Annotated in this window: 17 protein-coding genes; 2 read left to right on the top strand and 15 right to left on the bottom strand. The window is 69.5% G+C overall.

Annotation, left to right across the window (positions count from 1 at the left end; all coding sequences use genetic code 11):
* Positions 1–166: 166 nt before the first annotated feature.
* The 14 genes from G4D86_RS50735 to G4D86_RS50670 form a co-directional block, all read right to left on the bottom strand.
* Positions 167–1,774 carry a DUF7151 family protein gene (locus tag G4D86_RS50735; protein ID WP_240360948.1) on the bottom strand — a complete coding sequence of 536 codons (1,608 nt, stop codon included), beginning with the start codon at positions 1,772–1,774 and terminating at the stop codon, positions 167–169.
* 218 nt (positions 1,775–1,992) lie between these two features.
* Positions 1,993–2,142: a hypothetical protein gene (locus G4D86_RS50730; protein WP_164002928.1), complete on the bottom strand. Its 150-nt coding sequence runs from the start codon at positions 2,140–2,142 to the stop codon at positions 1,993–1,995.
* A gap of 7 nt (positions 2,143–2,149) precedes the next feature.
* Complete coding sequence (locus G4D86_RS50725; RefSeq protein WP_164002927.1) at positions 2,150–6,958, bottom strand: non-ribosomal peptide synthetase; 4,809 nt, start codon at positions 6,956–6,958, stop codon at positions 2,150–2,152.
* Positions 6,959–7,021: 63 nt separating this feature from the next.
* The gene (locus G4D86_RS50720) at positions 7,022–8,431 is read right to left on the bottom strand and encodes a class I adenylate-forming enzyme family protein (protein ID WP_164002926.1); all 1,410 of its coding nucleotides are present in this window, start codon (positions 8,429–8,431) and stop codon (positions 7,022–7,024) included.
* A gap of 62 nt (positions 8,432–8,493) precedes the next feature.
* Positions 8,494–9,078: a coronafacic acid synthetase gene (locus G4D86_RS50715; RefSeq protein ID WP_164002925.1), complete on the bottom strand. Its 585-nt coding sequence runs from the start codon at positions 9,076–9,078 to the stop codon at positions 8,494–8,496.
* A complete protein-coding gene (locus tag G4D86_RS50710; RefSeq protein WP_164002924.1) occupies positions 9,075–10,196 on the bottom strand; it encodes a beta-ketoacyl-[acyl-carrier-protein] synthase family protein in 1,122 nt (373 codons plus the stop codon). Before G4D86_RS50710 ends, G4D86_RS50715 begins: the two co-directional genes overlap by 4 nt.
* Entirely contained in the window at positions 10,190–10,672 is a 483-nt protein-coding gene (locus G4D86_RS50705) for a 3-hydroxyacyl-ACP dehydratase FabZ family protein (protein WP_164002923.1), read from the bottom strand. The genes G4D86_RS50710 and G4D86_RS50705 overlap by 7 nt, the downstream gene beginning before the upstream one ends.
* Positions 10,669–11,085, bottom strand: coding sequence for an acyl-CoA thioesterase (locus G4D86_RS50700; RefSeq protein ID WP_164002922.1), 417 nt, complete (start codon positions 11,083–11,085; stop codon positions 10,669–10,671). Before G4D86_RS50700 ends, G4D86_RS50705 begins: the two co-directional genes overlap by 4 nt.
* Positions 11,082–12,452 (bottom strand): aminotransferase class III-fold pyridoxal phosphate-dependent enzyme, encoded by a 1,371-nt coding sequence (locus G4D86_RS50695; RefSeq protein ID WP_164002921.1) that lies wholly within the window; start codon positions 12,450–12,452, stop codon positions 11,082–11,084. Before G4D86_RS50695 ends, G4D86_RS50700 begins: the two co-directional genes overlap by 4 nt.
* A 20-nt stretch (positions 12,453–12,472) precedes the next feature.
* Positions 12,473–12,745: an acyl carrier protein gene (locus G4D86_RS50690; protein ID WP_164002920.1), complete on the bottom strand. Its 273-nt coding sequence runs from the start codon at positions 12,743–12,745 to the stop codon at positions 12,473–12,475.
* Positions 12,738–13,736: an NAD(P)H-quinone oxidoreductase gene (locus tag G4D86_RS50685; RefSeq protein WP_164002919.1), complete on the bottom strand. Its 999-nt coding sequence runs from the start codon at positions 13,734–13,736 to the stop codon at positions 12,738–12,740. The genes G4D86_RS50690 and G4D86_RS50685 overlap by 8 nt, the downstream gene beginning before the upstream one ends.
* A 4-nt stretch (positions 13,737–13,740) precedes the next feature.
* Entirely contained in the window at positions 13,741–14,271 is a 531-nt protein-coding gene (locus tag G4D86_RS50680) for a MaoC family dehydratase (RefSeq protein WP_164002918.1), read from the bottom strand.
* A 30-nt stretch (positions 14,272–14,301) separates the two neighbouring features.
* Entirely contained in the window at positions 14,302–15,534 is a 1,233-nt protein-coding gene (locus G4D86_RS50675) for an aminotransferase class I/II-fold pyridoxal phosphate-dependent enzyme (protein ID WP_164002917.1), read from the bottom strand.
* A 52-nt stretch (positions 15,535–15,586) separates the two neighbouring features.
* Positions 15,587–16,435, bottom strand: coding sequence for an HpcH/HpaI aldolase/citrate lyase family protein (locus G4D86_RS50670; RefSeq protein WP_164002916.1), 849 nt, complete (start codon positions 16,433–16,435; stop codon positions 15,587–15,589).
* 466 nt (positions 16,436–16,901) lie between these two features.
* Between G4D86_RS50670 and G4D86_RS50665 the strand changes: the two genes are divergently transcribed.
* Together G4D86_RS50665 and G4D86_RS50660 are read left to right on the top strand one after the other, a co-directional pair.
* Complete coding sequence (locus G4D86_RS50665) at positions 16,902–18,098, top strand: beta-1,3-glucanase family protein (protein WP_164002915.1); 1,197 nt, start codon at positions 16,902–16,904, stop codon at positions 18,096–18,098.
* 33 nt (positions 18,099–18,131) lie between these two features.
* On the top strand, positions 18,132–19,214 hold the full coding sequence (locus G4D86_RS50660) for an SMI1/KNR4 family protein (RefSeq protein ID WP_164002914.1): 1,083 nt from the start codon (positions 18,132–18,134) through the stop codon (positions 19,212–19,214).
* A gap of 125 nt (positions 19,215–19,339) precedes the next feature.
* Here G4D86_RS50660 and G4D86_RS50655 read toward each other — a convergent pair.
* Positions 19,340–19,534, bottom strand: a 195-nt coding sequence (locus G4D86_RS50655; protein ID WP_420821899.1) for a hypothetical protein, incomplete at its 5' end; no start/stop codon positions are given.

The raw sequence follows: 19,534 nt of genomic DNA, 5'->3' as shown, positions 1-19,534 counted from the left end.
GAACGGTACAGCGATTCATCTCCAGCAGACACACGCCTGCCCAGCCCAGGCCGCCGCCCTACTGCCGCTTCTCCTTCGCCATGAACCTCACGCTCGCGCCGCAGCGCGCGTACGTGCGGCGCGCCGCGTGATCAGGATGGGCGCCACACCCGTTCCTTCCGGAGCCTCAGTCGCCGCAGGTGGCCACGTCGTCGTTGCCGATGATGTTGAGCTGCTCGGCGATTCCCTTGTACGTGTCCGCCGCGAGCGCTGCGGCGAGGCACGTCGGCAACTTCGGGTTCCCGGTGACGGTGAACGACTGGCTCACCTGGCTCAGCGCGGGCAGGTCGAACCGGACGAGCTTCGGGTTGTCCACCACTCGAAGCGACTTGACCAGGCCCAGCGAGTCCAGCCCCACCAGGCTCGTCAAGGCAGTGTTCCCCTCCACGCCCAGCGTGTCCAGACTCCGCACCCCGGCGAGCGCCGACACATCGACCAGGGCCTCGTTGTTCTGGATGGAGAGCGAGGACCCGATGCTTCCTGGTCTGAGTCCATCCAGGGACAGCAGTGACCTGTTCTGCGCGATGTAGATGTCGCCGGCGTGCAGGAGGTTCCCGAACGGGAGCGCCTGCAGCGCGTCGTTTCCGATGACATCCAGCGAGCCCATGAGGAAGTCGATGCCGAGCAGGGGCGACTCCTCGCCTGGATGGAACTCGAGCGCATCGTTGTCAATCAGCTGTACGTTCAGCCGGGGGGATACGGGCTGGAGCCCCGTCAGCGTTCGGAGCGCCGGATTGCCGGCCACGGAGAAGCTCCTGCCGACGATCAGCCGGTCTCTGTCGGCGCCGCCGGCCCGCAAGGTCTCCAGCTTGGGATTGGCGGTCACTTCGAGGTCATCCCCCACGAAGCGCAAACCCTGCAACTCCACGAGGGTCAACAGCGGGTTGTTCCAGAGTCTCACGGTGCGGTCCACCACCACGAGCCCTGGCAGGCGCAGCTCGGTGACGGTGGTGTCCTCCACCCGGAGGGCACCCTGGATGCGGGAGATGACCTGGAGCGCCGCGAGGTCCTCGGGCGTTCGCACGAAGTAGTCGCCGTGGAAGGTGTGCAGGGCCTTGCAGACGAAGGCGGTTGCGTGAATCTCGGCGCCCGAGAGCATGCCACTTCCGTCCGCGTCGATGCCGGCCTGGAGCCGCGTGCCGCCGTCGATGCAGGCCGTGCCGGCGAGCTCGGGCACGTGCTCCACCATGAGCTTTGCCGGGTCCACGCAGAGGCTTGCATGGGTCCGAACCTCCGTGTTGTCGAGCTGGCCATTCCCATTCACGTCGGGGCCTGCTTCCACCCAGGTGTAGCCCCAGCTACAGCCCCACGGTGGAGGCGGGGATGCCGGAGGCTGGTTGACGGTGCGGTGGAGCACCTTCTCGGGCTCGGGCTCGATGCAGCCGTACACCTCACGGGTGACTTCGCCGTCCTCCAGCGTGCCGCTCTCGTCTGCATCCGGACCCACGCGGGCCACGTGGCCTCCGTGAGCGCACGGCTCCCCGGGCGCTACGGCCTGCACGCGGACCAGTACGCCCGGCACGGAGGTGGTGCAGGCGTACTCGGTGCTTGCCACCTCACCGTCATCGAGCACGCCGTTGCCGTTGCGGTCCAGGCCCGTCCTTACGGAGTGGCCACCGTGGGTGCAGTTGGCACCGGCGGGCTCGGACTCGAGCCGGGTGAGCGGCGGGTATTGCCTGTTGAGCTGGTCCAGCGAGATGTCGTCACAGCCCGTGGCGAGTGCGAGTACCGCCATCCACATCCGTCTCATGAACAGGTTCCTCATCGTCGCGGCGCCAGCTCGAAGCCAGGGGGGCGCTCCCAGGGGTTGCTGCCGTCGAGCGTAACGCGTTCGAAGAACGCGCCCGCGTGAGGCGGGCTCAGCGGCGGCGAAAGGCTCCGCTAGAGGCATTCGAACTCCGCCTCGTCGCCGCTCATCGCCTGGTCGCAGGTACGTGTCAGGCTCGAAGGGTCCTAGCTGGACTGCACCGCCGCATGCAAGCACTCCAGCTCCGCGGTGTCCCCCTCGATGGCCCGCTCGCTTGCCGCCAGCGCGGAGGAGGGCGCCCGGGGCACCCTGCCGGCGACGCGGACGCACTCCAACTCGCTGGCGTCTCCCTCCATGCTCGTGTCACAGGCCCACGGGCAGGTCCGGGTTCACCAGCACGGCGTCCAGCAGCTCCACCAGGTCCGCGTGGAGCCGCTCCCCGGTGGCTGCCTCGAACAAGTCCGTGTTGAACTCCAGCACGCCGGAGAAGCCTTCGGGTGTCTCCGCCAGCGCCAGGGTGAGCTCGTAGGTGACAGAGCCGCGGCTGACCTCCACCGGCGTCACGGAGAGGCCAGGCAGCTCCAGCGGCGAGGTGGGAGCGTTCTGCAGGACGAACATGGCCTGGAACACCGGCGACCGGTTCGCCGGCGGCTCCACGCCGAGCGACGCCATCACCAGGTCCAGGGGGACTTCCTGGTGGGCATAGCCCGCCAGTGTCTCCTCGCGCACCCGCTGGAGCAGCTCGCGGAATCCCGGGCTCCCGTGCAGGTTGATGCGCAGGCACAGCCCGTTGACGAACATCCCGATGAGCGGCTCCAGCTCCGGGCGGAGGCGGTTGGCGATGGGCGAGCCGATGACCACCTCCTCCTGCCCCGCGCGTCGGGCCAGCACGATGCCGAAGACCGCCAGCAGCGCCATGAACGGTGTCACCTGCTCGCCGCGGCAGAGCGCGTGCAACGCCCGGCTGCGCTCCCCACCCAGCTGGACCGGCCGTTGGAGTCCGTTGAACGTGCGCACCGCCGGCCGAGGCCGGTCCGTGGGAAGGTTCAGCAGCGTGGGCGCCCCGGCGAGCGCCTTCTGCCAGAAGCCGAGCCGCTCCCGCAGCTCCTCGCCGGACAGCCAGTTGCGCTGCCACGCCGCGTAGTCAGGGTACTGGATGGCCAGCGGCGCCAGCCCGGCCTCTCCACCGGTGACGATGGCCGTGTAGAGCCGACCCAGCTCGCGCGCGAGGACGCCCATGGACCAGCCATCCGCCGTGATGTGGTGCATGCAGAAGAACAGCAGGTGCTCCTCGTCCCCCAGCCGCAGCAGCGACGCATGCATCAGCGGGCCTCGCGTCAGGTCGAACGGGCGCAGCGCGGACGCCATCATGTCGCGCATCGCCTCCTCCTCGCGGTCCTCTCTTCCGCGCAGGTCCACCTCCCGGAGCTGGAAGTCGGCCGGCGACTGAAGGCGCTGCACGGGTACGCCCTCCTCCTCGGAGTAGGTGACGCGCAGCGACTCGTGCCGGGCGATGAGGGCCTGGAAGGTCGCCTCGATATGGCGTGGCTCCAACCGGCCGCTCAGCCGGAACGCGCGGGGGATGTTGTAGGCGCTGGACTCGGGCGCCCGCTGGAAGAAGCGCCACAGGCGCTCCTGGGCGAATGACACGCGCAGTGGCCCCTCGCGAGGCACCCGGCGCAGGGGCGGCACCGGCCGCGCGAGCACCACCGGCGGCTCCGCGCGGGAGACGTGCCGCGCCAGGTCGGCCACCGTGGGCCCCGCGAACAACGTGCGGAGCGAGACGTCCACTCCGAGCTCGGCGCGGACCCGTGAGACGACCTGGGTGGCGAGGAGCGAATGGCCGCCGAGGTGGAAGAAGTTGTCGTGGATGCCCACGCGCTCCATCTCCAGGAGCGCGCCCCACATCCGGCACAGGGCCTCTTCAGTGAAGGTTCGCGGAGGCTGGTAGCTGGACGCATCCCCCTGGGCCTGATCGGGCGAGGGCAGGGCGCGGCGGTCCACCTTTCCGTTGGGCGTCAGCGGCAGCGCGGGCAGCAGGGTGAAGGAGGCGGGCACCATGTGCTCCGGCAGTCGCTCTCGCAGCCAGGTGCGCAGCGAGGCCTGGGCGGGCGCCTCCCCGCGGGCGACGACGTAGGCGGCCAGCTTGCGGTCCCCTCCGACCTCCAGCGCCACCACCGTGCAGTCCTCCACGGCCGGGTGCTGGCGCAGTGACTCCTCGACCTCCCCCAGCTCCACCCGGAAGCCGCGGATCTTCACCTGCAGGTCGACGCGGCCCAGGTACTCGATGCGCCCGTTGGGCAGGTAGCGGCCCAGGTCTCCCGTCTTGTAGAGGCGGGCGCCGGGCCGGGCGCTGAAGGGGTCGGGCACGTAGGTCCGCGCGGTGAGCTCCGGGCGGTTGAAGTAGCCGCGGCCCAATCGCTCGCCCGCGACGTAGAGCTCTCCGGGGACTCCGATGGGCACCGGCCGCAGGTGTCTGTCCAACAGGTAGACGGGGCCGTTTGTGATTGGGCGGCCGATGGGCACGGGGTGGCCGAGCGACGGAGGCGTGTCGATGGCGTGGAAGGTGGAGAAGACCGTGCACTCGGTGGGGCCGTAGCCGTTGAGCAGCCGGCGGGGCGGGCCGTGCCGGAGCACCTCGCGCAGCGCCAGCGGGTCCGCGGCCTCACCTCCGAAGACGAGGGTGTGGACGTGGCGGAAGGCGTCCGGCACCTGACGCGCCAGCAGGTGGAGCACGGCGGTGGTGACGAACATGATTGTGATGGCCTCGTCCCGAATCTGCGCGGCGAGCTCCTGGGGCTCGCGCGCCGGGTCGGCGGTGATGCCGACGAGGCGGGCGCCATGCAGCAGCGCGCCCCATACTTCGAAGGTGCTCGGGTCGAAGGAGGCGTTGGAGGCCTGGGCGACGCGGTCCCCTGGGGAGAAGCGGACGAAGTTCGTGTGGAAGAGCAGGGCTGAGATGCCGCGATGGAGGATGGCGCTGCCCTTGGGCCTGCCGGTGGAGCCAGAGGTGTAGATGACGTAGGCGAGGTTGTCGGGGCAGGCGGTGGAGGGAAGCGGAAGGGCGGAGTGCCGGGAGAGGGTGTCCCCATCGGCGTCGATGCGGACGATGGGGCCCGGGAACGGCGGCAGGTGCTGGAGCCTGGCGTCGTGGACGAGCAGGAGCCCGACGCGGGCGTCCTGGAGCATGAAGGCCAGACGCTCGGCGGGGTAGGACGCCTCCAGCGGAAGGTAGGCGCCACCCGCCTTGAGGATGCCGAGCATGCTGACGATGAGGTCCACGGAGCGCTCGACGCACAGGCCGACGAGGACCTCGGGACCCACGCCGAGCGAGCGCAGGTGGCGGGCGAGCTGGTTGGAGCGCGCGTCGAGCTCCCGGTAGGTGAGGCCGTGGGCGCCGTAGGAGACGGCGACGGCGTCCGGAGTCCGAGCGGCCTGTCGGGAGAACAGCTCGTGGACGCAGAGGTCGCGGGGGAAGTCGGCGGAAGCGCTGTTCCACTCGTGCAGCAACTGGTGGCGCTCGGCGGGCGTGAGCAGGGGAAGCTCGGCGAGCGTCTGGTGCGAGTCGAAGGCCGCGGCCTCGAGCAGTACCTGGAGGTGCCCGGCCATGCGCTCGATGCGCGCGTCATCGAAGAGGTCGGTGTCGTACTCGAAGGTGGCGCGGAGGCCCTCGGGCGTCCTCGCCATGTAGAGGACGAGGTCGCACTTCGTCGTCCCGGTGTTCACCTCCCAGGACTCCGCCGTGGCGGTGAGCTGGAGCGCGGCGGACGGGTCCTCCTCCAGTGTGGGCGCGTTCTGCAGGACGAACATCACCTGGGCGACCTGGGCGTGGCTGAGGGTGCGTTCCGGCTGGACTGCCTCGACCAGCTTCTCGAAGGGGAGCTCCTGGTGGGCGAAGGCGCCGAGAGTCACTTCGCGCACCCGGGCGAGGAGCTCGACGAAGCGGGGGTTGCCCGACAGGTCATTGCGCAGGGCGAGCGTGTTGACGAAGAAGCCGATGAGCCCCTCCACCTCTGGCCGGATGCGTCCGGCGATGGGGGAGCCGACGACGAGGTCCTCCTGCCCGGAGTAGCGGTGGAGGACGGCGCAGAAGCCCGCGAGGAGCGTCATGAAGAGCGTCGTGCGCTCCTTGCGGCTGAGCGCGTCGATGGCCAGCGCCGTCTCCTCGGGGATGTGGAAGGTCCGCCGGGTGCCCTTGAAACGCTGGACCGGCGGCCGGGGACGGTCGGTGGGAAGCGCGAGGAGCGTGGGGGCTCCGGCGAGGCGCTTGCGCCAGTAGGGGAGGAGCCGCTCCTGGGCCTGTTCCGGCATCCACTGGCGCTGCCAGCTGGCGAAGTCCGCGTACCGGAGGCGGAGCTCGGGGAGGGACGAAGGCCGGGCGGCGGCGAAGTCCGAGTAGAGCGTCCGGAGCTCGCGCATGAGGATGCCCAGGGACCCGCCGTCGAACACGATGTGATGGACCATGAGGAGGAGCCGATGGTCTCGTGCGCCGACCCGCAGCAGGGTGCCGCGGACGATGGGACCCGTGCGGATGTCGATGTGCAGGTGCGCCTGCTCGGTGGCGATGCGCGAGGCCTCCGCGTCGCGGGCGTCCACGGGGAGGTGCCCCAGGTCGATGACCGACAGAGGGAAGGGATGCGGTGGCGCGATGCGCGCGACAGGACCCGAAGCCGTGGAGGCGAAGGTGGCCCGGAGCGACTCGTGACGGCGGAGCACTTCGGCGAGGGCGCGCTGGAGCACGCCGACGTCGAGCTGCGAGGTGATGCGGTAGAAGATGGGGATGTTGTAGGTGGCCGTCCCGGGATGCAGATGCTCCATGAACCAGAGGCGCTCCTGCGAGAAGGAGAGCGGGGCGTCGCTTCCGTGGGAGCCGGGGCGGAGCTCGAGGTCCTGGTTCGGAACCGTGGCTCCCCGCGCGGACTCGATGGCCTCTGACAGCTCCGCGATGGTGGGCGCGTCGAAGAGGGTGGGCAGGGGGAAGCGCAGGTGGAAGAGCTCGTTGAGCCGCGAGACGATCCGGGTGGCGATGAGGGAGTGGCCGCCGAGCTGGAAGAAGTCGTCGTGGATGCCCACGCGCTCGACCTCCAGCATCACCTTCCAGAGCTCGCAGAGGACCTCCTCCGTCGGCGTGCGCGGGGGCTGGTAGCTGGCATTCGGCGAGGCGAGTGTCATCGGGGAGTCCTTCACTGTTTGAGACAGGTTTGGGGAGACCGCGGCACGCGTGGCGTCACCGGCTCACTTGTGAAGCGCGGCGGTGGCGCCGTCAGCGGAGACGACCTGGATGCGCCGTGGGCGCTCCGCGAGCCGCAGGAGGCGGGAGAGCGCCTCGGACACGTGGTCCATCGAGCGCCCCTCGTCCGCCACCGTGAGGATCATCTCGTAGTCGTCGCCCTCCACGCCGGGGACGATCTGCGTGCGCGCCGTGAGCACGCCGGGAAGCGTGGTGGCCAGGCGGCGCACGGAGGCCATGGAGATCTTCTCGCTGCCCCGGACGATGAAGTCGGAGAGCCGTCCCTGGAAGTACAGGTAGCCCTCCGCGTCGATGTCGAAGATGTCCCCTGTGGCCAGCATGCGTGGGCCTCGCCACGCGTTCAGCTTCTCGCCCTCCACCAGTCCGATGCGCCGCTTCATCAGCGTGTCCGAGGACACCAGCAGCTCCTTCTGGCCGCCGGGGCCCCGGGGGACGAGCGACACCTGCGTCCCCGGGAGCGGCAGGCCCACGGAGGCGAAGCGGTGGGCCGGCTCGGCATGGGCCGCCAGCGTGGCGACTCGCGGCCCGGCTTCGGACAGGCCATAGGTGATGTACAGCTCGCCCCGAGGCCGCTGGTGCAGCAGCCGCGTCACGTGCTCCGGAGAGAGGACGTCCCCTCCGACGCCCAGGGAGCGCAGCCCCTCGGGGAAGGCGCCGCCCTGCTGGAGCAGCGACCGCACCAGCAGCGGCGTCAGCGCGGACACGGTGACGCCGTGCTCGGCCAGCAGTCGCAGGTACGCGGCGGGCTGGAAGGGAGGCCCGCTGATGACCAGGTCCGCGCCCCGCAGCAGCGAGGCGAAGGCCTGGGCGACCATGGAGTACGAGTAATAGAGCGGCAGGTTCACCAGCACGGTGTCCCCGGCGCGCAGACCGACGGCGTCCGCGTGACGGCTCGCGTTCCGGAAGAGCGCGTCGAGGTCGAACACACAGCCACTTGCGAAGCCCGACGTGCCCGAGGTGAGCAGGACCATCTCCCCGGCCTGGGCGCCCGGCGGCTGCGCGTCGGAGAACAGGGCCACCTCGGCCCCGCCCAGCGCGAAGCGCTCCACGTCCCGGGCATGAGGTGCCGGGCGGCGCATGGCGACCAGTGCGCGCGCCGGGAGCGACTCCACGAGCGCCTGCTGCCGCGCGGCGGGCGCGGAGGGCGACACCAGCGCGGGCACTCCTCGTGCGGCGAGAATCGCGAAGACCTGGGCCAGCAGCTCCGCCCCGTTCGGCAGGGCCAGCAGGACGACATCCCCTGGCCGCAGGCCCCGCGCCATCCAGGAGGCCGCGAGCTGCTCCACCGGGTGCTGCGCCGGGGCCCCAGACTCCGTGAGGTCCCGGACGCGGTCCAGGAACGCCTGAATGGTCGGCAGGGAGATGCCCGCCACGTCCGTGGTCGTTTCATTCATGAGTGCGAGGCTCGGGGTGAAGGGTCGTCACCAGGGGCGTTGGGGCGACCTGGCGGTTTCAGTCATGGATGCGCAGCTCGGGGGAGAAGGGTCTTCACCAGGAGCGCCGGGGCCACGCCCGGGCCCTCGCCCCGAGAGAGCACCGCACAGGCGGCGCGGGGCGGGCCGCCGGGCACGGAAGCCGCCGTCCCGATGAGCGCGTAGTCGACGACGCCTCGCGCGAGCCATGCGGCGGAGAGCGCCAGGGCGATGCCGGCTCCGTCCATCACGGGCATCGTCAATGCGAGCGTCGGCCCGCGCAGGCCATGGACGATGCAGGCGAGTCCCGAGGGCGCGCTCGGCGTCGCCGCGGGAAAGCGGATGGGCGAGGCGAAGCCACGCAGCGCCTCGCTCGCGGCCTGGGACAGGGCCTCCGTTGGAGCCTCGGGGCCCACCTGGATGAGCGAGCACCGATCCACCGCGCTCCGGAAGTCCTCGCCCAGCGGCTCGGTGGCCTCGCCAATGGCGAGCACGAGGGCCCAGGCCATCGGGTCCGCATAGCGCACGGAGGTCTTCACCCGCGCCGCGTACGGGTTGGGCTCACCGCCCCATGCCGCCGCGCTGCCACGGATCACGAGGGACGTCTTTGCGAGAGGAGACAGGTTCATCGAGGGACCTCGAAGACGAGAGCGGTGTCGAAGCCTCCGAATCCGAGCGTGAGGCTCAGGCCGATGCGCTCCTCGTGCCGCACCGGCCGGCCCATGGGGAGCGGACAGGGGAAGTCCGCGTCGGGCTGCTCCAGGCCGGCGATGGGGGGCACCACGCCCTCCCGCAGCCCGAGGATGAGGGCAATCGCCTCCATGGCGCCGGTGGCGCCGAGGGTGTGGCCGAAGGCGCCCTTCGTCGCGAAGACCAGCGGACGTGGCCCCTCCCCGAAGACGGCGCGGAAGGCCTCCGCCTCCGCGCGGTCATTGGCGGGCGTGGCCGAGCCGTGAGCGTTGACGAGCCCGATGTCTCCCGGCGCCACCCCAGCGTCCGAGAGAGAGCGCTCCATCGCCAGCCGGGCCCCCATGGCGGCGGGGTCCGGAGCCGTCATGCTCGCCGCGTCGTTGGCCGAGCCCGCCCCCCGGAAGACGGCAAGCAGCGGCGCTGAGCGCTCCCGCGCATGGGCCATGGACTCCAGCACGAGGAAGCCGGCGCCCTCGCCCAGCAGCATGCCGTCATGTCGCGCGTCGAAGGCGCGCGGCCGGGTAGGGGACATGGTGGAGAGCGCCGAGTGCGCCAGCCGCTTGCTCTGCGTGAGGACATCCACGCCGCCGCAGACGCACACCTCCGCTGCTCCGGAGCGGATGAGCTCCGCGCCCACCAGGATGGCATCGGAGCCCGAGGAGCACGCCGTGGAGAGACAGACCGGCATCTCGCGCGCGCCCACCGTGCGGGCCACCTCGTCCGCCCACGCGTGAAGCGGCGCCTCCCGCTCGCGCGCCTCGTCGAGCCAGGCCCCCAGGCTCGTCCCCAGCACGAAGCGCGTGCCGGGGCCGCCCGCTTCCAGCCGTGCCTCGGCCAGTGCGCGGCGCAGCGTCTCCACTGCCAGGCGCCGCAGCCGGGTCGCGGGGCCGTCACCGGGTGGAGGAATGGCCGCGGCCAGCGCGTTCCTCAGCCGGTGCGGGGAGTCCACCTCGACGAAGCCGTGCTCGCCGGCCAGCAGCCGCCGCCACACGTCGCCGAGCCCGTGGCCGAGGGCCGTGCTCCACGCGGCCCCCGTCACAGCGACGGGCGCTACCATAGCGGCGAGCCCAGCTCCGAGACCTTGGTGCGGACGAGGCTGGCGCGGAACGCCGCCACGCGGCGGGTGCCCACCGTCGCCTTGCCCGAGTAGACGAAGAGGCCTCCGGCCAGGCGGCTCACCTGGACGCGCAGCAGCACCTGGTCGCCCGGGACGACGACCTGGAGGAAGCGGCTCTCCACCGAGCCAATCAGCGTCAGTTCGTCCTCCTCCAGGAGCGACGTGCTCATCTGGTAGAGGATGATGCCGGCCTGGGCGAAGGCCTGGATGAGGTTGCTGCCGGGGTAGATGGCGCGCTCGGGGAAGTGGCCCGCGATGCAGTCCAGGTTCCCCGAGATGGAGATGAGCGCCTCGAGGAACTTCCCGGGCTCGTGGTCCACGATGCGGTCCAGGAGGATCATCGGGTGCCGGTGGCGGAGCCACTGGCGCAGGGCGGTGAAGCCCAGGGGCTTGGGTTGCCGCGCTCCTTCGCTCACGGGGACGAGGTCTGCTTGAGGACGGCGCTGAGTGTTTGTGGAATGCATGAGGGACCTCCGCTCGCGCGGTTGACGACAGCCATGTCCAGACTTCCTGAGGCGAGCAGCACCGGCTCGGGCTCCTGGCCCTCGCGGTAGACCTTCACGCCCAACTTGAGACTCGCGGGGCCCACGTGCTCCAGGCTGGCCACCAATCGCAGCCAGTCCTGGAAGCGCGCGGCGGCGCGGTAGCTGATGCGCAGCTCCCGCACGCGCAGGTCCAGCCCCTGACCTTCGAGCGCCCCGAGCCCCGAGCCCTTGCGCTCCAGCTCTTCCAGCGCCGCTGTCTCCAGCAGCGAGGCGTAACGGGAGAAGTGGACGACCCCGGACGCATCGGTGTCGACGTGCTCCACGCGGTGGCGCAGGGGCGTCATGACCCCGTCTCCACGAACCTCCGGGTGCCTTCGCGGATGCGCTCGACGATGTGCCGCAGGTCCTCCTCGCCCGCGATGAGCGGCGGGGCGATGCGCATCGCAGGGAACAGGTAGCGCAGACCGTGGGAACGCCGGCCTGCTCCGGCCATGAACTCCACGAAGACGCCGGACTCGAGGAGCCGGTGGCGCAGCCGGGTGAGGCCGCTGGCGGCGCGCTCGGTGAGCTCGATGCCGTTCATGTAGCCAACGCCCCGGACCTCCAGGAACAGCTCCGGGAAGGCCTCCACCACGTCCCGCTGGAGCCGGGCGCGCAGCTCCTCGCCCAGCGCTCCGGCGCGCTCGACGAGGCGTTCCTCCTCGAGGTACCGGAGGCCGGTGCGCATCAGCGCGCAGGTGAGGGGCCGCATGTCCGACGTGGACACCGCACCGCTGGAGCGCACGGACAGCTCGCGTCGCGCGATGACCATGGACGTGGAGACGGCGCCCATGCCCAGGCTCTTTCCGATGACGGTGATGTCGGTGGGGATGGGCCCCTCCTCGTCCGTCATGGCGAAGAAGCGGCCCGTCTTCGCGAAGGTGAGCACCTCGTCCGCCACCAGGAGCACGCCGTGCTCACGGCACAGCCCGGCCAGCTTCCGCAGATAGCCCGGCGGTGGCACGAGGATGCCGGCGTCGCCCTGGATGGGCTCGACGAAGACCGCGGACAGCTTCGAGCCCTGCTCGGCGAAGAAGCGCTCCAGTGGCTCCAGCTGGCCGAAGGGCAGGAACGCCACGTCCAGGCCGAAGGGCGGCTCGGGGGCAGGGTGGGGCAGGCCGACCCTGTAATGCCGGCGGTTGAGCAGGGGCACCAGGCCGCCCGTCCACCCATGCCAGGCGCCCTCGAAGGCGAGGACGGTCCGCCGCGCCTCACGGCCCGCCTTCACCGACAGACGCCGCCGGTCGAAGCCGGACTCCAGCACCAGCCGCAGCGCGAGCTCCAGTCCCTCGGAGCCGGAGTTGCGGCCGCTCGCGTGGTAGGCACTTCCCGGGAAGCGGTCCGCCCAGCGGCCCTCGGGGCCGAACAGTTCCTCCAGCAGCCGCGTCCGCTCCAGCGAGCCCAGCTCGTCGGTGACGTAGCCGCGCTCCAGGCCGTCCCGCAGCGCTTCGTGGAGGCAGGGGTGGCCCGCGCCCAGACAGGCGCTGGCGTAGCCGCCGCTCGCGTCCAGCACCTCCAGCACCCGGCCCGCGCCTTCGCCTTCCAGCGGCACCATCTGCTGGACGAGCCCGCGCGCCTGAAGGCAAGCGAAGGGCAGGCGCCCGCCGCCGTAGTGGTCCATGTGCAGGGCGAGTCCGGCGCGCAGCCGGTCCAGCTCCGCGGGGGCCAGCATTCCACCTGGAGCGGGCACCTTCACCACGCGCCTCCCTGGGCCCGGGTCTTCAGGCCCACGATGAGCGACACGAGCTGGTTCACCGTCCGGAAGTTGTCCGCGTTGAAGTCCTCGTCGGAGATGCGCACGCCGAACTCGTCCTCGCAGATGACGCGCAGCTCGAGGAAGCCCACCGAGTCCAGGCCGATGACCGCCTGCAGGCCGTCATCCGCGCCGATCTGCTCCGGAGGCAGCTCGACGAACAGGTTGTTGATCAGGATCTTCTTGATGTTTGCCGTCAGCTCTTCATGCATGACTGGAGTTCCTCTCAAGTGTGAGTACGAGCTTCCCGATGTTGCGGTTCGCCTCCATGTCCGCCAGCGCGGCCCCCACGTCCTCCAGCGGGTAGCGCGCGTGGATGACGGGGCGCAGCTCGCCCCGGGCGAGCACCTCCAGCCAGCGCTGGCGGAAGCGCTCATTCACCTCGCGCTTCTCGCGCATGGGCCGCAGCCGCAGGGAGGAGCCCTTGAGCTGCAGGCGGCGCTGCACGATGCGCAGCAGGTCTACCTGCGCCGTCATGCCGTCGAGCAGCCCCACCATTACCAGGCATCCCTCATGCCCCAGCACGGCGAGGTTGCGCTCCAGGAAGGCGCCGCCCACGAAGTCCATCACCAGCGGGACGCCCTCGTCGCGCGTCAGGCGGAGGATCTCGCGGACGAAGTCCTGCTCCCGGTAATTGAAGACCTCGTCGGCGCCCAGGGCGCGCAGGGCCTCCACCTTCCGCTGGGTGCCCACGGTGCAGAAGGTGGTGGCCCCCACGTGCCGGGCCATCTGCACCATGGTGGTGCCGATGCTGCTGGCGGCCGCGTGGATGAGCACCGCCTGTCCCCGCTGGAGCTGGCCGAGCGTGAAGAGCGTCTCGTTGGCGGTGAGGCAGGACTCCGCGGTGGCCGCTGCCTCCGCGAAGTCGAAGCCGGTGGGGATGGGGTTGGCCATGCCCTGGTCCAGCAGGCAGTACTCGGCCAGCCCGCCACCCTCCACCACGCCGTAGACGCGCTGCCCCCGGGTGAAGCCCTTCACGTCCTCGCCCCAGGCCTCCACGGTGCCGGCCACTTCCACGCCGGGGATGGGGGACTGGCCCTCGGGGACCTGGTACTCGCCCTGGCGCTGCAGCAGGTCCGCGCGGTTGAGCGCGGTGGCCTGCACCTTCACCAGCAGCGCCTCCCGCGTGGGCACGGGCCTCGCGACTTCGCGCAGCTTCACCACCTCCGGTCCGCCGGAGCCTTCGAAGATGACGGCCCGCATGGCGTCAGTACCTGGCCCTTTCCTCGACGGCCCGCTCGCGGGTGGGCACGAGGAAGCTGCGCTCGAAGGAGAGGAAGACCTCGCCCTTCGACGTGAGGCCCACCGTCTCGCAGGTGATGATTCCCTCTCCCGTCCGACGGGTGGACAGCCGCTTCGCCAGGATGCGGCTCTCCGCGTAGAGCGTGTCGCCCGCGAAGACGGGGTGGGTGAGGCGGATCTTGTCCCAGCCGAGGTTGGCGGTGGCCCTGCCGCTCGTGCTGCGCACGCTCATGCCGCAGACGATGCTGAACGTCACCAGGCTGGAGATGAGCGGCCGGCCCCACACCGTCTGCTCGCAGTACGCGGCGTCCAGGTGCAGCGGCGACGGGTTCATGCTCAGCGTGTTCATCAGGACGTTGTCGGCCTCCGTCACCGTCCTGCCGGGCCGGTGCTCGAAGACGTCCCCCACGGTGAAGTCCTCGTAGTGGAAGCCGAGGACCTCGCGGTACCGCTGCGGTCCGAGCTGCTTGTAGCCGGTGATTCCAGTGCCCTCCATGGTGGTGTCCTCGTGGCCCGGGTGGGTGCCTCAGAAGTGGGAGAGGATGTCCTTGACGTCGGCGCAGAAGGTGCGGACCTGCTCGAGCGTCATGTCCGCGCGCATCATCACGCGCACCCCCGCCTCGCCCCGGGCGACGACGGGGAAGAACACCGCCGAGCAGTAGTAGCCGCGCTGGTACAGCTCCGAGGACAGCCGGATGGCGCGCTCCTCCTCGCCCACCTGGATGAGGCGGATGGGCATCCCGTTGCCCGCGTGCGGCGAGGGAAACTGGCTGTCGAAGTACTGGATGTTGCGCTGCAGCTGGTCCTGGAGCTGGCGCAGCTCCGGCGAGCGGTGCAGCTCGATGCTGGCCAGCGAGGCCCCCAGCGAGGGCGTCTGGAGATTCTGCGACCAGGCCAGCGGCCCCGCGTTCCGGTAGAGGAAGTCGAAGATCTTCTCGCTGCCCAGCATGGCGATGCCGCCCGAGCTGCCGAACGCCTTGGCCAGCGAGGCGACAATCATCGTCAGCGGGTTCATCTTCAGCCGCGAGCGCACGTAGCCCTCGCCGCGCTCGCCGGTGATGGACAGCGAGTGCGAGTCGTCGATGTAGAGGAACAGCCCGTAGCGCTCCTGGAGCTGCAGCAGTCCCTCCAGCGCCGTCAGCCCGCCCATGGAGTAGGCGCCGTCCGCCACGTAGGCCACGCGGGGGTACTTCTTGCAGACGTCCTCCAGGTAGTTGAGGTCGTTGTGCGGGCTCGTCAGCACCAGGCTCTCATCGCCGCAGATGGGCTTGATGTAGGCCATGGAGAAGTGACAGAAGCGGTCGAACACCATGACGCGCGGCTGGCCGTCCTCGGTGACGTGGCCGGACGCCAGCAGCGGGAGGATGCCCGCGGTCAGCGCGCTGCAGGTGGCTCCCGGCAGCGTGGGGCAGCCGTACAAGTCCCGCAGTCCCTCCTCCATGCGCGCCATCAGGTTCAGGCGGATGCGCAGGGTGGACATGGCCAGGCTGTTGGTGCCGGCCTCCCGCAGCGCGTCGATGGAGCCCTGGAGGATCTTCGGGTGGTGGTTGAGGCCCAGGTACGAGCACGAGCACAGCGTCATGAACTCGTGGCCCGACCGGGTGTCGATGAGCCGGTTGTTCGACTCGAAGTCCACCTTGATGCCGATGAGCCCATTCTCCGCGGCGTGCTGCCAGCCACGGTCGCCCACGGCGATGAGCTTCTCGTTGTTGCGGTAGCGCCGGGGACCCAAGACGCTCTGCGCGTTGCTTTCTTCCATGTGGATTCCTCCTGGGGGCACGTGGTTTGCGGTGTGGGGGGACGTTCGGGGTTCAGCCCTCCTGGGGGCCGAACTCCTCGAGGGTGCGCTTCGCCGCCTCGACGAACGGGGCACCCATCATGGTCCCCTCCACCACGCAGATGTTGAAGTCGCGGGCCTGGCTCTCCGTGACGATCTTCCGCGCCTTGCGCAGCGTGTTCTCGTCCGGGGAGAAGGCCTGGTTGATGATCTCCACCTGGCGCGGGTGGACAGCGGCCTTGCCGCTGAAGCCCATGCTCCGGGCCAGCCGGCACTCGTGGCGCAGGCCTTCCTCGTCCGCCATGTCGAACAGCGGCGAGTCGACGACCTGCACGTTGGCGGCACGCGCCGCGGTGACGAGCCGGGAGCGCGCGTACTGCAGGGGCTCCCAGGAGAGCGACGCGCCGATGCTGAAGGAGAAGTCCGCCGAGCCGAACACGAGCGCCTTGAGCCGAGGCGTCGCGCAGGCGATGGCATGGACGTTCTCCACCCCGCGCGGTGTCTCCACCAGGGCGAGCAGGTCCACCTGCGCGCACGCGGGGCCGAGCACCTGCTCGACAATCTCGAGGTCCCTCGGTGACTCCACCTTGGGGACGAGCACCGCCTCGGGCTTGACGGCGTAGGTGCGCAGGGCGAGCAGATCCCGCATCCCCTCTGGGCGGGTGACGGCGTTGATGCGCACGGCCAGGCGGCTGGACGAGCTGCGCGGGGCGGAGAAGAACACCTCCGCCTGCTGCCGCGCGGCGTCCTTGTGGCTGGCGGCCACGGAGTCCTCCAGGTCCACCAGGCTGATGTCCGCGCCGGACTGCTGCCCCCGCGCGAAACGGTCCAGGGCCAGCGCCGGGGTGAACAGGATGGAGCGGCAATACCGGGTGAACTTCATGGCTGCCTCCGGGGAAAGGGCCTGCTCCGCGCGCACCCGTAGCGGCACCGCCCGGTGAGACACGGGCGGCCTGCTCGAGGCGCGATGACCAGGTGGGCGTCTGAGTACTCCTGTCATTCCGGGCCGTCAAGGAAACCATGCAATGAATTGCAGTTCCATGTCCGCTGGATCTGTGCAATTCATTGATATGTATTTGAACATAGACATACGTGGCTCTACGTTTTGATATGTGGTTTGACGGGCCCGGAGATTTACACCCTGGAAGTGGGGCGCGGTGGAGTGCTGGGGCGGAGGGGTGGGGCGAGCTGCTGACGGGTGTGCCTGGGGCCGCGCGCCGGGTCAGGGAGCACTCCCTCGCAACCCGCCGACCCTGGATCAGGCCTGGCCTCGGCCCCCATCCAGATTCACACCCTGAGTCGTCGGGCGTCCTGGAGATACCGGGTTCAGCTCTCGTGGAGATACCGCCATGTCGGACACACTTCCGATCCAGATCGTCAACAAGACGCCTTACGCGGACAGCGATATCTGGTTCGTCATCACCGGGCAGAAGCAGCCGGACATGCCGGGAGAAAAACGCTTCTATCCCTGGTACCATCTCACCGACGCGAAGGCCGGCACGCTCGAGCAGATCCTGCCGAGCGACGAGAAGAACGGACTCCTCGACTACAGCATCAATCTGGGGACCGGCACCGATGGCGGGAAGATGTTGCTGCCGGCGCTCGATGGCGGCGCGCGCATGTACTTCTCCGTCAAGAACAAGTTGAAGATGAAGGCGGCCAGGATCGTGGGCTCGCCTTATTTCAACAACACGACGCCGAACGGATGGAACACCCACGGCGATAACTTCGGCACGCTCTTCGACTGGTGGGAGTTCGTCAATCTTCCGATGGATCCGAAGACGGGCTTCAACGCGAATCTCACGCAGGTCGACATGGTCGGCATTCCGATGTCATTGCGTGTGAACGGCAAGGACACGCCCGGCGGAGATGTGGTTGGCTTCAAGGCCGGCGCGCGCTCCAAAATCCTATCGCAACTCAAGAACACCCCCTGCTGGGGCAGTCTCGTCGTCCAGAGTGGCGGTGAGGACGGAGTCGCCATCGCGCCGTTTCACGGCATCGAGAACGGCACGTTCAGCGCGACGTACTTCGATCCGTACATCAACGCGGTGTGGGAGCACTACGGAGACAGCGGCTCCAATCGCCTCTGGACCGAAGTCGAGACCGGGATATTTTTTGTCGGGTCCGTCGATGCCTCGGGCAACTTCGTTTTTCAGAGGAAGGGCGAATCAGACGCCGAGCTCGCGAAGCCGGTGTTCTCGAAGCCGACGACCTTCCAGGTATTCGCCAACCAGGTCAACGCCAGGGAGGGCGGAGGCATCCACGGCTCCCAGATTCAAGGGGCGCTCGCACCGGCGCTCAATCGAACGGTGCTGATGACGCAGGACCACCTGGGCGTCATCAGCGGAACCGAAGCGTGCAAGTCGACGATGCGCAACAGCTTCCAGCCATGGAAGGGCCTTACGAACTACTACGCCAAGGTGGTGCACGCCAACGCGATCGACGGCCGCGCGTACGCGCTCGGCAACGACGACAACTGCGACGGAAGCTCGTTCATCGTCTCGCGCCAGCCGACGGGGGCTACGATTACGCTCGAAGCCTTCTAGCGGGCTCCGTTGGCGCATGTAGATTCCGGCGCCATGACGACCGACCAGCGCCCCAAGGACGTGCCCCCCGAAGCCACCTTCGATGCCGACGCGAGGCTCTGGCGAGCCGGCGGCCCTGCCGACGCGCGCGAGCGCCTGTGGATCCATCCGTCGGGCCTCTTGCTGCTCGACGCCACACGCAAGGACGGCAAGCTCGACGGCGAGCTCAAGTGGTCGCTCGGCATCCACGAGATGTCCGAGCACGCGCCGCGCGTGGCCATGCAGGCTGCACTCGGCCTGCCGAAGGGGCCGACGAACACGATGATCGCAACCTTCGCGGACGGTGCCCTGGTCGAGGTGCGCTTCCGCGCCGGCTTCGACTTCCCGGACACCTTGCGGGTCCCGCTCCGTGACGGCGCGATCGACGGTGTCCTGGAGTGGGTCATCGGGCCGGCCAACGGAGCACTGTTCGAGCTCGCGGGCACCACGCTCCTGCCCAAGGTCTTCAAGGTCCCCAAGCCGTGGCCCCATCGCCTGACGGCAATCTTTGCCAAGGGCAAGCTGAAGAGCACGACGTTCTTTGGCAAGGACGGCACGCCCCTCGACACGGGCGTGACCAAGATTACCGAGTGGGGCGAGAGCGTCGAGGCGGGTGCCCTCACCGGCTACATCGAGCGCGGCGACTTCGCGGCGGACGCAGCTCGCTTCTTCCCGAAGACGCCCCGCGTGTCGAAGCCTGGCAGCGAGAAGGTCCGCCTCATTCCCTCGGGTCGAGCGCTCGATGCAGTGGTGACCGGCGGTGGCGTGCCGTCGATGACCCTCGCGTTCGACTTCGGCAGCTATGGCTTCGACTGCAAGAAGGAGGACCTCTACGGGGCAAACGACGACAAGTACGTCGGCATCGCGAGCGACGGCTCCGGCGAGATGTTTCTGCTCGACGTCTCCACGGGAGAGGTCGTCCGCTACGCGCACGAGGAAGGCTCCGTCTCGCCGGCGTTCACGTCGCTCGATCAGCTCGCCTTCTCACTCCTCCGCGTCGAGGCGGCCGCCCAGAAGCTGCTCCCGAAGCCGAAGCTCTCGGCGCTGTTCAAGAGGCTTGGCCTCACGACGGCTGGCGCATTGCTGAAGGAATACTGAGCGCAGGGCCGTGGCTAACGGAGGGCCGTGAAGTCGTGCATCGAAGGCGCGCACGCCTCGCTCATCCAGCGCGAGGCGTGCGCCGAGCGTCGCTAGTGGAGTGTCCGCGAAGTAATCCAACATAGTCAGCGGCGATGCCGCTCGAACCAGTTGTGCAACTTGGCTCGGGTCCATAACCATGTGAAGGGATGGGCGTAGAGGCGGTTGTACTCGGGCCAGCTTGCATCGAGGTGGGCGATGAAGTCTGAGCGGCGCCGGCGCCTCCAATCTCCGCGCTGCAGGTAGCACGCGCTGAATGCCCGCAGCAGCAACTCGGCCTG

The organism is Pyxidicoccus caerfyrddinensis (assembly GCF_010894405.1).
GTDB classification, from domain to species: Bacteria; Myxococcota; Myxococcia; order Myxococcales; family Myxococcaceae; genus Myxococcus; species Myxococcus caerfyrddinensis.
The sequence above is the reverse complement of the archived record's forward strand: the minus strand, read 5'-3'. Positions and strand labels throughout refer to the sequence as shown.